Source organism: Microbulbifer sp. ARAS458-1, from assembly GCF_045348205.1.
In the GTDB taxonomy this organism is placed as follows: Bacteria; Pseudomonadota; Gammaproteobacteria; order Pseudomonadales; family Cellvibrionaceae; genus Microbulbifer.
Genome location: NZ_CP155838.1, coordinates 1260589 through 1274032 on the forward strand (window position 1 = coordinate 1260589; position 13444 = coordinate 1274032).

General features: G+C 57.6%; 9 protein-coding genes. 6 read left to right on the plus strand and 3 right to left on the minus strand.

Features of this window, described 5'->3' with window-relative positions; all coding sequences use genetic code 11:
• Positions 1–295: 295 nt before the first annotated feature.
• Positions 296–1609 carry a type II toxin-antitoxin system HipA family toxin gene (locus AAFH99_RS05100; RefSeq protein WP_406828850.1) on the minus strand — a complete coding sequence of 438 codons (1314 nt, stop codon included), beginning with the start codon at positions 1607–1609 and terminating at the stop codon, positions 296–298.
• Positions 1603–1950, minus strand: coding sequence for a helix-turn-helix transcriptional regulator (locus AAFH99_RS05105; protein ID WP_406828851.1), 348 nt, complete (start codon positions 1948–1950; stop codon positions 1603–1605). The genes AAFH99_RS05100 and AAFH99_RS05105 overlap by 7 nt, the downstream gene beginning before the upstream one ends.
• Before the next feature lie 306 nt (positions 1951–2256).
• On the opposite strand from AAFH99_RS05105, the gene AAFH99_RS05110 reads away from it, so the two are divergent.
• Both AAFH99_RS05110 and AAFH99_RS05115 read left to right on the plus strand, forming a co-directional pair.
• Positions 2257–3828 (plus strand): MFS transporter, encoded by a 1572-nt coding sequence (locus tag AAFH99_RS05110; RefSeq protein ID WP_406828852.1) that lies wholly within the window; start codon positions 2257–2259, stop codon positions 3826–3828.
• Positions 3829–4082: 254 nt separating this feature from the next.
• A complete protein-coding gene (locus tag AAFH99_RS05115) occupies positions 4083–6011 on the plus strand; it encodes an alpha/beta hydrolase family protein (RefSeq protein WP_406828853.1) in 1929 nt (642 codons plus the stop codon).
• Between the two features lie 123 nt (positions 6012–6134).
• On the opposite strand, the gene AAFH99_RS05120 is transcribed toward AAFH99_RS05115, so the two are convergent.
• The gene (locus AAFH99_RS05120) at positions 6135–7181 is read right to left on the minus strand and encodes an NADP-dependent oxidoreductase (RefSeq protein WP_406828854.1); all 1047 of its coding nucleotides are present in this window, start codon (positions 7179–7181) and stop codon (positions 6135–6137) included.
• 280 nt (positions 7182–7461) lie between these two features.
• Between AAFH99_RS05120 and AAFH99_RS05125 the strand changes: the two genes are divergently transcribed.
• The 4 genes from AAFH99_RS05125 to AAFH99_RS05140 all read left to right on the plus strand — a co-directional run bounded on the left by AAFH99_RS05125 (position 7462) and on the right by AAFH99_RS05140 (position 13379).
• On the plus strand, positions 7462–8841 hold the full coding sequence (locus AAFH99_RS05125; protein WP_406828855.1) for an alanine/glycine:cation symporter family protein: 1380 nt from the start codon (positions 7462–7464) through the stop codon (positions 8839–8841).
• A 174-nt stretch (positions 8842–9015) separates the two neighbouring features.
• Entirely contained in the window at positions 9016–11148 is a 2133-nt protein-coding gene (locus AAFH99_RS05130; protein ID WP_406828856.1) for a hypothetical protein, read from the plus strand.
• Between the two features lie 329 nt (positions 11149–11477).
• A complete protein-coding gene (locus AAFH99_RS05135; RefSeq protein ID WP_406828857.1) occupies positions 11478–12086 on the plus strand; it encodes a polymer-forming cytoskeletal protein in 609 nt (202 codons plus the stop codon).
• 81 nt (positions 12087–12167) lie between these two features.
• Entirely contained in the window at positions 12168–13379 is a 1212-nt protein-coding gene (locus tag AAFH99_RS05140; protein WP_406828858.1) for a class I SAM-dependent methyltransferase, read from the plus strand.
• The last annotated feature ends 65 nt before the right edge of the window (positions 13380–13444 follow it).

The following is a 13444-nucleotide window of genomic DNA, read 5'->3' on the forward strand; positions in this document are numbered from 1 at the left end:
CGTTACCAAACGACCAAATTTTTCGATTTGGCCGGATACCATTCTTCTTATTTCTCTTCATTTGTGGCTCGCATAACAGTTTTATTCAAAAGCCCCAGATATAGACATAATGTCTATATCTGGACATATATTGCCATATCTAGCCATTATGCCTATATCTGCCCATTTCGGTATATGTCTATATCTAGGCATATTTGGTTTCTTACTAGGATTTACCGCCTGTCTCGCACGACGGATATGGCGCCGGATGACATTGGCGGGGGTGGCACAGCGGCGTCTCATTCCTTGCGCGGGTCTACAGCTGTAAACGCAGATTGCTCTCGATTTCCTCTATCAGTGTTGTCGGCACTTCCTGCTCGGTGGCCAGGCGGCGCCAGTGGGAGACCTGCTCGGTTACTTTATCCACAACGCTGTCGATTTTCCGCTTGCTAAACAGTGGGCTGATACTTTCCAGACTGTAGATATCTTTTCGGGTAAATCCGTCCCGTTTGCCGTTCAGGCTCATCCAGTGGCTGTTTACCCAGCGGCTGCCCGGTTTGTAGCTGTATGCGAGGTCGTAGGCGGGGGCCAGTTGCCAGGTTTTTCCCTTGAGCTGGAAGGCAAAGTTCTTTGCGTGGTCGTCGTGGTTGCGTGCGACGATATTGAAGACCAGGCGGTGCAGCAGCTGTTCTGCGTCTCTGGCGGTGAGTTTGAGCTGGCGGGCGATGCCGAAGAGTTCCGCGTAGGAGTAGGAGCCCGGTACCTTGTAATCCACATGGGCGATGCCGTTCAGGGTCTGAATATGGATTTTGTCGTTGCCGTGGCGATCAAAGCGCTCCGTTACAAAGTGTCTGCGGTTGCCCTCGCGCAGTAAATGGCAGGGCATCATGTCGATCCCGCAGCGGGTGGCCATCTGGTGATAGACGTATTCCATGGCGCCGAACCCCATGGGGTCACCGAAGGTTTCCTGATTCTTGTTGTGTTCGCTGACGCCATCAAACTTCATCAGATAGTGGGTGAACCCGGCGGGCACGTCTGTCTGGCCGGAGCGCACCTGGGTGAAGTCCTGGTTGAAGGCGAGTACGGCTTTGGGGCGGGCGCCGCCGGCGCTCATGCCAACGGAGAGCAGGGCGACCATGGCTTCCCGGTTCTCACCGTTCTTCTCCAGTTCAACCTGAAAGCCGGCGCGGCTGTCGAGTACTTCCTGGGCGATGGCGACCAGTTCGTCGATGGCGATATCCTGGGAGGCGTTGAGTTTTTTGATGCGTGTGGCCGGGCTGTATTCCAGGGCGCCCATACCGCGCTTGCCGGTGTATTGCAGCCGCTGCAGTGGGGTAATGTCCTGGGGTTGTTTGCCCTGGGCGGCCATCCAGGCGTTGAGTACGGCATTGCCGAAATCGTCCGGGAGGGAATCGGCTATCAGGCCGGGGAGGCCGCGGAAGGTTTCAAAGCGCAATTCCGGGAAGCGGTAGATGCGCCGCGCCAGCGGCATTTTAAGTGGTGAGAGTTCTATGCCGGTGTCGATAAACGCGGGGTCGTATTCGAAGGCGCCGAGGCCGCTGTCGGTATCGAAGCTGACGGCGCCGGCGGTCTCACCCTGATATTCGACGTTGATGACTTCCATTACCATTCCGCTTCCTCCCGGGTGTCTTCTTCACCCCCTTCATCTTTACCGCGTTGGCCGGACGCCCGTTGGCGCTGTTTGCCCTGGAGCTTGGCCAGCTGGATGGGAGAGGGCGGCTGCGGTGGCAGGAAGTTGTCCAGTTGCTGGGTGAGTTCCAGGGCCTGGAGAATGGCGACCAGAACCTCTAGCTGGGCCTTGCCTTTTTCCGCGTTGAGCACCGCTTTGCGACTGACGCCGGCGCGCTCGCCGACTTCCTGCTGGGTCAGGTCCAGGTTCAGGCGCGCCTGCTTGAGTCGCTGGCCCAGCGCCCCGGCGATGGCGGCGGGCGATCTGCTGGTGTAGTCCATGGGGTAGCCCTCAGGCTCGAAATCGTAGCCACTACAGTTAAGGTGCGGTTTATGGAACCTTAATGGGTTTATTTCACATTATGTGCCTATTTTAGGACTTTGTTAACATATATTTAATGTGCAGAAATGAGGATTTTACCGGAATTTTTAGCATTAAAGTCCAAAAAGTGGGTCTTTATGGGCGCTGTGATCAATAAGCTGAGGGCCCGCGGGCCGGTATTCTCCGCCCCCGTCGGGGAGGATGGCCCCAATTGCCCCTGCTGAGACAATCCCCGCATAACCATAAGTCAGTCAGCGGTGATCCCAATGTCTCAAAATCCATCCACGGCGGCGGTTGCCGGCGCCAAGCCTCAGTTGAGCTTCTGGCAGATCTGGAACATGTGTTTCGGGTTTCTCGGTATCCAGTTCGGTTTTGCCCTGCAGAACGCCAACGTCAGCCGAATCTTTCAGACCCTCGGGGCCGAAATCGACGATATCCCGGTGTTATGGGTGGCCGCACCGCTGACCGGTTTGCTGGTACAGCCGCTGATCGGCTACTTCAGTGACCGCACCTGGACGGGCTTTGGCCGCCGCCGCCCGTTCCTGCTGGCCGGTGCCATTCTCTCTTCCATCGCCATCCTGTTTATGCCGCATTCGCCCACTTTGTGGATCGCTGCCGGCATGCTGTGGGTGATGGATGCCTCGATCAATGTCTCCATGGAGCCGTTCCGCGCACTGGTGGGCGATATGCTGCCACAGAAGCAGCGCTCCTTTGGTTACGCCTTGCAGAGCTTCTTTATTGGGGTGAGCTCGGTGGTGGCCTCGGCCATGCCGTGGATGCTGGCCAACTGGTTTGATGTTTCCAATACTGCGCCGGAGGGCGTGGTGCCGGATTCGGTGCGGATTTCCTTCTATGTCGGTGGTATCGGTTTCCTGCTGGCGGTGCTGTGGAGCGTATTCCGCACCCGTGAATACAGCCCGGAGCAGCAGGCTGCGTTTGAGGCGGCGGAATCGCCCGAGCTGCAGGAACAGGCTCAGGAAGCCGAGCAGGATCACAGCGCCGGCTACCGCAAAATCGGCGGTGCCATGCTGCTGGTGGGGACCGCCTTTGCTGCATTCGTCTGGCAACAGGGGCTGGACCAGCAGCTGTACATTCTCGCCGGACTGATTGCCGGTCTTGGTGTGATGCAGCTGCTGGCGCTGGTCTTGCGCGCCAAATCCGGCGGCGACAAGGGCATGCTGGAAGAGATCGTCTCCAACCTCTACGCCATGCCCGATGCCATGAAACGCCTGGCCTGGGTACAGTTTTTCTCCTGGTTTGCGCTGTTTGCCATGTGGATCTACACCACTGCTGCGGTCACCAGTTTTCACTTCGGCACCAGCGAAGTGACCTCTCAGGCCTACAATGACGGCGCCGACTGGGTGGGTATTCTGTTCGCCACCTATAACGGTTTTGCCGCCCTCGCTGCACTGCTGATTCCGGTGATGGCCCGCAGTCTCGGCATGCGTCTGTCCCACAGCCTGAACCTGGCACTGGGCGGGCTTGGCCTGCTGTCTTTCCTGTTTATCCGCGACCCGCAGTGGCTGCTGCTGCCAATGCTGGGTGTGGGCTTTGCCTGGGCATCGATCCTGTCACTGCCCTACGCCATGCTCTCCACCCATGTATCCACACGCAAGATGGGCGTGATGATGGGCATCTTCAACGGCTTTATCGTGATTCCACAGCTACTCGCCGCCAGCGTACTGGGCTTTGTACTGCGCACCTTCTTCGACAGCGAAGCCATTTACGCGCTGGTTCTGGGCGGTGCCAGCTGGCTGCTGGCGGCGGTGTGTGCTCTGCGGGTCAGCGAGCCGAAAGCGGCCGAAACCGACGGTGACCTGGCCCAGGCCGAAGGCTGAGTAACTGCTGAGTCCTCAACGTCTTCTTTGATGTCGCTGATCGATGTCATCTTCCGTTTGCCCCGCTGGTCGGGGCTTTTTTGTGCCGGTTAGTGGCATGACCGCGCAGCAGAATATTTGCTGGAAATACGGTAGGATTTACAGGCTTTGCTGCGAGAAAAGTGCATTTTTCCGATAATAATTTTAAAAAGGTGAGTCTGGTGATGATTTCCTGGTTGGCGCGATGCCACATTCTCAGGCCTGTGGTGGGCCTGATGCTCTCTCTATTCCTTGTGTCCCCTGGGGTCGCGAAAACGAATGAACTGACCGCCAAAGACTATGGTGCCCTGCCAAAAGTCAGCATGCTGACGGTCTCCCCCAGCGGCGAACGCATTGCCTTCCGCATGACCGGGGAAAACGACTCTGATGTCGCCATCGTGATGTCGCTTGCGGAAGGCAAGCGGTTGAACGCCGTGAACCTCTCTGAAATAACCCCGGAATCCATCTACTTCGCCAATGAGAACGAGCTCATTCTGGTGGCGTCAAATGTGCGCAAGTTGTGGGGATTTCGCGGCAAGTTGGATTTGAGTACTGCTTACGCTTTTAACGTGGCAGACGGCGAGGTGCGTCAGCTGTTGACCCCGGGAGACGTGATCTATGCGGGGCAGACCGGGCTCGGCAGTATTGTGGGGCTCTCGCCCGATAACAAGTACGCCTATATGCCGGCGTATGTGCCCGACAGCAAGAATGACCAGAGCCCGCGCAAGTCGCTGCTGCGGGTCGATCTGGATAGCCCGCGCTACCCCCGGGTACATTTCAAGGGGCGCTCGTCCTCCTGGGATTTCTTCGTGGATAACAAGGGCGAGGTGATCGCACACGAGTTGTTCGACGACAAACGCAATCTGCACCGTATGCTCGCGCGCCACGGTGATGAATGGAAAGAGATTTACCGCAAGGAAACTTCGGTCCCGTCGATCAGTTTTATGGGACTGACTCCGGATCGCGAGTCACTGATCGCCATCGCAAATAATGGTGAAACCAATCGCAACGACTTTTACACCTTGTCACTGATCACCGGCGAATTCGCAAACCTGGGTTTCGGTCGGGAAGATGCGGATGTGGAATACACCTACACCAGTCTGGACCGCCGAGTGTGGGGGGTGCGCTACTCCGGTTTTACCCCGAGTTACCGGTTCTTTGATCCGGCGCTGGATCAGCGGATGCAGGATATTCAGGCACAGTTTGCCGGACACTCGGTGTGGCTGCGTGACTGGAGCGCAGATTGGGAGCATCTGGTGGTGTACGTGGAGGGCTCGCAGGTGGCCGGGGATTACTACCTGTTCCCGAAAGAGGGCAGCCCGGTACTGCTGGCTTCCGCCAGGCCTCAGATCAGCAGTGAGCAGATTCATCCCATCGCGACCATGAATTTCAAAGCCCGCGATGGTTTGGTGATTCCCACATTGCTTACCTTGCCGCGTACCAGGATGGACAACCTGAAAAACCTGCCCGCGGTGATTCTCCCCCACGGCGGTCCCGCGGCCTATGATCGCGTCAGCTTTGACTGGCTGGCCCAGGCGCTGGCCAATCGTGGATATCTGGTTGTACAGCCGCAGTTCCGGGGGTCCACCGGTTTTGGCCTCGACCATCATCTGGCGGGGAGCGGTGAATGGGGTGTGAAAATGCAACATGACGTCACCGACTCGGTGGATACTCTGGTACGTAAGGGCATCATAGATCCGCAGCGGGTGTGTATTGCCGGCATGAGTTACGGCGGATATGCAGCGCTGGCGGGCGGGGCATTTACCCCTGAAAAATACCGCTGTGTGGTCTCCGTCAATGGAGTGAGTGACCTGGAGCAGATGTTGCGGGGAGAAAGGCGCGATCACGGGAAAAATCACTGGGTCGTCAGCTACTGGGAAGAAAGCATGGCCCGCGGTGAAGCGGACAAGGATCGCTTGCGCACGGTGTCCCCGGCGCGATTTGCGGAGAACTTCCAGGCACCGGTGCTGCTGATTCACGGGGAGGACGATGTAACCGTGCCGATACGGCAGTCTGAATACATGCACAAGCAGCTCAAGCGCAAGAAAAAAGCTGTAGAGTTTCTGGAGTTAAAGGACGAGACTCACTACCTCTCCACAGGAACCGCGCGCGTGCAGACGGCAGAGGCCATCGTCGCCTTTATCGATGAGCATCTGCAGCCTTGATTTGGGATTCTGATCAGGTGAGGAGTCGCAGTTTTTGCCACTGTTACTGCTCACCGGATCACTTCCTTTGTCCAAATGTTGGGGGCACGTATTGAATACAGTTTTCGCCTGCCCTTGCGGTACCTAACCGTCTTCCCCCACCCGTACCACCAGCTTGCCAAAGTTCTTACCTTCCAGCATTCCGGCAAAGGCTTCCGGTGCCTGTTCCAGGCCTTCGACAATCTGTTCGCGGTATTTGATTTTGCCCTTGGCGTACCAGTCTGACATCTGCTGGTAAAACTCGTCATAGCGGTGGCCGTAGTCATCAAAGATGATGAAGCCCTGCATTTTCAGGCGCTTGGTCAGAATCATGCCCATCAGCAGTCCGAGGCGGTCGGGCCCCTCGGGCAGATTGGTGGCGTTGTACTGGGATACCAGTCCGCATACCGGTACTCGTGCGCCGGTATTCAGTAGCGGCAACACGCCGTCCAGTACCTTGCCGCCGACGTTTTCGTAGTAGACATCGATCCCATCCGGACAGGCGGATGCCAGTTGCTGGTCAAAGTCTGACGCGTAGTGATCAATACAGGCATCGAACCCCAGCTCTTCCACTGCGAAGCGACACTTCTCCGGGCCGCCGGCCACACCGACAGCCCGGCAGCCTTTCAGTTTGGCGATCTGACCGACGGTGGCGCCCACTGGCCCGGTGGCGGCAGCGACGGCGACGGTCTCGTTTTCTTTGGGTGCGCCGATGTCCAGCAGGCCCATATAGGCGGTGAACCCGGGCATACCGAGTAGGCCGAGGGCGAGTGAGGGCTGCTTGGGATCCTTGCCCAGATTGATCAGCATGGTGCCGTCTGACAGGGCGTAGTCCTGCCAGCCGCAGGTGTAGGAAAGCACCCAGTCACCTTCGGCAAAACCGTCCAGCCGGGATTCCATCACGCGGTTGACGGTGCCGCCCACCATCACATCATCAATGGCCACTGGCTCCGCGTAAGACGGCGCGTCGCTCATGCGGCCGCGCATATACGGGTCCAGCGACAGGAAAACGGTGCGCAGCAACACCTGGCCCTCGCCGGGCTGCGGGATCTCGCTCTGTTCCAGGCGGAAGTTGTCGCTACCGGGGGCACCCTCGGGGCGGGACGCGAGAACGAGGCGGCGGTTGTGCTCGCTGGATTGGTTGAGGTCCATAGGGCGTTCTCCAATATGGTTGAGATAGGGACTACGGGTTAATGGTTGGGGTTTGGAGGCCTTTTCCGGAAATTAATTCCATCGAGGCGCTGCAGGGAGCAATAATCGGCTAGGCCGCGGGTGTCCGCCCCAGGTCGCTCCGGTAAGCGCTATCCGGGCTCTTAGGTAAGGTAGTGCCTTCGTCTGAGGCGCGGTAATTTTCTGGGGTTGGGGGCGGCAATATTTGAGATCCGGCCCGTAGTGCGCGAGCATTGCGTACTTTTGGCTGACTCTCTTTCCCATGAACTTTCTCGAATCCCTAGAATCTGCCCTCAATACCTTCGTCGCCTACGCTTGGGGGACACCGTTACTGGTACTGCTGGTGGGCGGAGGCCTGTTCCTGCTGGTCAGCTCTCGTGCGCGCCCCTATCGCCACCTAGGACACAGTATCGATCTGCTGCGGGGTAAGTACGACAACCCCGATGATCCCGGCCAGGTCCCTCATCGCCAGGCGCTGTCTACGGCGCTGTCTGGCACCCTCGGGCTCGGCAATATTGCCGGCGTTGCCATCGCCATCAGCACTGGTGGTCCCGGCGCCATCTTCTGGATGTGGGTGACTGCGCTGGTTGGCGTGGCCACCAAGTTCTACACCGCTACCCTGTCGGTGATGTATCGCGGCCGTGACAGCAATGGGGAAATTCAGGGCGGCCCCATGTATGTGATCCGCGAAGGGCTGGGGAAGCGTTGGCAACCGCTGGCCTACCTGTTTGCCATTGCCGGCCTCGGTGGCCTGCTGCCTTCCTTTCAGTCTAATCAGACGGTGCAGTTATTGCGGGTTTCATTCGCAGAACCCCTGGGCTGGGTAAGTGCGGACAATGCATTTCTGTTTGATCTGGGGCTCGGTGTGCTGCTCGCCGTCGCGGCGCTGGTGGTGATTGTGGGGCGTATCCAGCGTATTGGCCGCTTTGCGGTGCGTATCGTGCCGGCGATGGTGATTTTCTATCTGTTGCTGACCCTCGGAGTCATTGGATATTTCTGGCAGGAAGTTCCCGCCGCATTCGCGCTGATTTTAACCGACGCTTTTTCCGGTGAAGCTGTGGCCGGTGGGGTACTGGGCACGGTGATAGCCACGGGCATCAGTCGCGGGGCATTCTCCAATGAAGCGGGCATCGGCACCGAGTCTCTCGCACACGGCGCTGCGAAAACCACCGAGCCGGTGCGCGAGGGCGTGGTGGCCATGGTTGGGCCGATCGTGGACACCCTGATTATCTGCACCTGTACCGCGCTGGTGATTATGCTCACCGGAGTGTGGCAGCAGGGCGAGGGCATCGAGGGGGTATCACTGACGGCAAATGCGTTCAGCAGTGTGTTTGGCGGCTGGGGCCCGCTATTGCTGTTGATCATGGTGGTGCCGCTGGCCTTCAGCACCATCGTTACCTTCTGGTATTACGGCATGAAATGTTTTGTGTTTCTGTTTGGCGCCCGCTTCCAGGTCCTGTACACGGCTCTTTATCTGCTGCTGATTGTGTTGGGTGCGGTGCTGTCGTTGAATATCGTCAACAGTCTGATTATCGGTATGTACGCGGTGATGGCGATACCCACCATGGTCTCCACGCTGCTGTTGTCCGGTCGGGTGAACCGGGCGGCGCACGATTATTTTGTGAAGACTCCGGGCGTCTGATTGCCCGGGTGCACGGGCACCCCTGTGCCATACTTTTTTTAAGCGCCCCTGGCAGCCTGAGGCATCACCCGCTGATCTGTGATTCCCAGGCCTGTTCATATGGGGCGCGGGTCCGGGAAGGATACATCCGGGAAGTAGAGGTGCCATTGCACCGGGTAGTAGGGATGCTCGACCATGGAAGTACGCCGTATGCGCGGGCGCCACGCCTGCCTGTTTGTTGCTGCACTGGCACTGTTCTTCGCGATCACCTCGAAGGGGGCACAGGCTGTCGAGGACCGGAACAGGTACCACGCCAGTTGGCTCCCCATCTCCCCCGCTACTGAAGTCATTGAGGGCGCGGTCAAGAATCAGCGCTTTCCTCTGGCGGGGTATCGGGTTTCTCTCTACGCCAACTTCACCATTGCCGGCGGCTTCCAGCGCAAGCTGGCGACTGCGGTGAGCAAGCCCGATGGTAGCTTCCGCCTGCATTACCGTCTGCCTCCGGGCCTTATCGCGACCATGCCGCCGGTGTTGTTACTGGTTGCGGAAAGGGGGCTGGTGACCCTCGCCACGGTCGTGTCCGGTAGCGAAGTACCGCCGCAGCTGGTGATCAACGAGCGCACTACCGTTGCTACGGCGACTGCCTTCGCGCAGTTTATTCACGGCCGAAATTTGCGCGGCAATCATGTGGGTATGCAGAACGCCGTGAAAATGGTGACGAATATGGCGGACCCAGCCTCCGGACGGACATCCGATGTCTTGCGAGAGACGCCCAATGGCAGCGAGACCAGTACCTTTGCCACCTTTAACGCACTGAGTAATGTGGTGGCCGCCTGCGTGGCCGCCAGTGAACACTGTGAACAATTGTTTGCGGCCACTTCGGTGGCGGGCGCGCCTCCCGCCGATAATATTCTGCAGGCGCTGGCCAACCTGACCCGGCACCCGTCTTACCCGTTATACCCTCAGGACAGTGCGGACCCGATTTTTCTGCTGTCTCTGGCGGCGCCTTTATACCAGCCGGCGCTGGAGCAGCGTCCCACAAACTGGCTGCTGTTTATCAAATTTACCGGTGGCAAGTACTCCGCACAGGATCGTTTCAACCTGATGAACGGGCCGGGAAATATCGCCTTTGATGCAGAAGGCAGTGCCTGGATTCTGAATAACTACATTCCCAAAGCCACCAATCAAAATGCCTGCGCAAGCCAGCGTCTACTGCGTTTTTACCCCTGGGGCGAAACTTACGAGGGGTCTCCCTATTACGGCGGTGGCCTGAGCGGTGCCGGGTTTGGCATAACCCTGGATCCGCGCGGCAATATTTGGGTGGGGAATTTTGGTTTTGAATCCCCGGCCTGTGCCGACGGTACGGTACCACCGGACCCGGCAAATAAAATTCCGGCCACCCACAACAGTGTCTCGCTGTTTCATAAGAGCGGTCGGCCTATTTCCCGCAGCAATGGCTTTACCCGGGGCAATATCTGGTGGCCGCAGGCTACGGTTTCGGACCGCGAGGGGAATATCTGGGTGGCCAATTGCGGCAATGACACGGTGACCATGATTCGCAGTGGTAACCCGCTACTGGCAAAAAACTTTCTGTTGCCCGGCGCCAATCCCAATCTGCAACCCACGGAATCTCCTTCCCTCAAGCCCTTCGCGATTGCCATCGACACGCGAGGACGGGCCTGGATCACCGGCAATAAATCCGAGCGTCTGTACCGTATCGATCAGCGCGGCAATGTGGAAGAGGTGAGTACCGGTGGTGCCGAGCTGTCCTGGCCCATGGGCATTTCCAGTGACAGCAAGGGGAATATGTGGATATCCAATTCCGATGCAGTGAATGTGCCCTGTGTTGATCCGCTCGATCCCCAGGGGGGTGGTAACCCATCCATTGTATTTATGCCCGCGGATGGTGGGGCACCGGTACAGGTGTTTGGCAAGGGGGGGCTGAGTATTCCCTGGGGTAACGCGGTGGATGGCAGTGATAGCCTGTGGGTATTCAATTTTGGTCACACCCCATTTGAGGATGTACAGGCGGACACTGTCTGGCCGGATACCGGTGTGTCGCGATTTTGCGGAAGTGGCGACTGCCCACCCGGAATGGCCGTAGGGGATCCGATCTCCCCGGATACCGGCTACACCAGTGATGCCCTTGAGCGCATTACCGGGGGCGGTATCGACCCATCCGGTAACCTCTGGCTGCTCAACAACTGGAAAAAAATCGGCCCTTTCGTCTATGACACCAACCCGGGTAGTAATAGTTTCGTCATTGTTCCCGGTGCAGCGACGCCGGTAAAAACGCCCCTTATTGGTGTGCCGCGCCATTTTCCTTAGTCGTAGCCGGGAATAATTTGTATTCAGCGCAAAGGCTGCCCTGCACAAAGCTGTGCGATTTTTCGCTGAATTAACCGCTATTTAAACAGTTCGGCAATTTGCCGGTTGTGCTCTTTTTGGCCAGCGGCGAGTGCTTTTTATACGCTGGTCGGAAATGGTTCCGCTGGTGTCTGCATTTGGCGCCTAATTTTGTGTGAGGGCCTTCACAAACTTGGAGCGTGGTTTGATTTTTGTCTCAACGGCTATGGGAACCAGTGGAAAAAAACGCTACAAACGTGGCTTACCTAAAAACATAAACACTTCTCTACGGTTACAACTTAGGTGGCAATATGGCGAATCCGCTCGATCCAAAGCCAGATGCGAATCTGGACTCCAACTCTTTTCTTTCCGGTATGAACGAAAGTGGTGCGAGCGAACGCCCGTTCGCGGATAAGCTCGAATCCACGATGGCGAAGGATCGCTCGGTAATCGGTAAAAACATCAAGTTCCGCGGTGAACTGATCGGCACCGAAGATCTGCATATTGAAGGCACCATCGAAGGCACCGTGATTATGGAAGGTCACGACCTTTCCATCGGTCGTGAAGGTGAAATCAACGCGAATATTCACGCGCAGAACATTGTGATCAATGGAACCCTGACCGGAGACGCTCTGGCGGACGAGCTGATCGAGATCCGTAATACCGCGGTAGTAAAAGGCAATCTGATCGCGCCGCGCATCCAGCTGGACGACGGCGGTAAGTTCCGCGGTTCCATGGATATGGTCGACACCGATGACGAGATGAAAGCCCGTCATTCCGAGTTCAAAGACAAACTGGTTCACCCGAATCTGCCGCCGAAAGACGAAGCGCCGAGCAAGCCCGTCGCGAAAAAGCCTTTCGCACCGGCTAAAGACGCTGCCAAGGATTCGGCCAAGGATGCGGAGCTGGCTGACAGCTGATCCTCCGCTGCAACGCCGCATCCCCCCGTGCGGCGTTGCCTTCTTTCTCCAGGCTCACGCCCCGAATTCTTGCGATAGACAATGCAACACCGCTCTTTTGGCCTCGCTGCGTTAACGACCGAGATGGTCAAAAGCGGGGACCGAATACTCGATCTCGGGCCTCTCTCGTCCGGCACCACTCAGGCCTTTCTCGGCCTCAACTGCCAGTGTCATATCGAAGACCTGGTGGAGTACCTCGCCGATAATCAACACGCTGAGGATCCTCTGCAGGCGCTGGAGGACCATCTGATCCCCAAGCCGGAAAAGCTCAAGTTTGACGTGATCCTGTGCTGGGATTTGCTGAATTTTCTTGAGCTGGATGTAATCCGCCACCTGATTCACCTGCTGGAGCCGCACCTGAAACCGGGGACGATCCTGCATACCATGCGCTATACCGGGCGCAACCAGCCACATAAACCTCGGCGCTTCCGCCTGCTGGAAAATTTCTGCTTCGAGTATGTGGACGACCCCAGTTACCCGGAGGTCCCCTCCAAGGGGCACTCTACCGTGACCCTACTGAAGTGCATGGATCGTTTCAGTCTGTTCAACTCCCTGATGAAACGGGAGGGCATGGACCAGAATGTTACCGAGCATTTTCTCGAATACGACAGTACCACCTCGCGCAACCAGGTTCGCAGCGGTGGCGCTTCCGATGTGAGCGCCTATTTCCGCCAGGTGCGCGACGACGAGCGACTGGAGTTTGCCGGTGTGCGTAAGGCTTTAAGCGCCTTGCCAAACGCGGCCACGGTGCTGGACTGTGGACGCAAAAATGGCCGCAATATTGATGCACTGAAAAAGAAAGTGGGCGCGCTGTACGTGGAAGACCTGCACGCTTCCCTGGCCTGGCGCAAGAAAATGCACGGTGAAACCAGCGGTTTCAGTGAATCCATGTTCAGTTTTGACCCGGGCACCCGTCTGGATGGGGTATTCCTGTGGGATCTGCTGAATTTTTGCAGCGCAGATCAGATTGCGGCGCTGGGTGCATTACTGGCGGGGCGCATGACTCCTGGTGGCCAGTTGCACTTTCTGGTGTACAAGTCCAGCCAGCAGCCGCAGCGGCCGGCGATGTACGAGGTGCTCGAGGATGAAAAGGTTGCGGTTACCGGAATTTCCGAAAGTCGCAGCGAGCGCAGCCTCGGCAGCACCGCGGATCTGATGCGCTTATTACCCGGCTATCGCCTGTTCAGCCATCATCTGGGGCGGTTGCCATCGGGGGACTCGGTGCAGGAGTTTGTGTTACAGCTTAAAGCCTAGCGGCCGCAGCCCCCGTCAAGAAAAGAAAGAAAATCAAAAAATTAAACCGAGAAGATTCCACACGA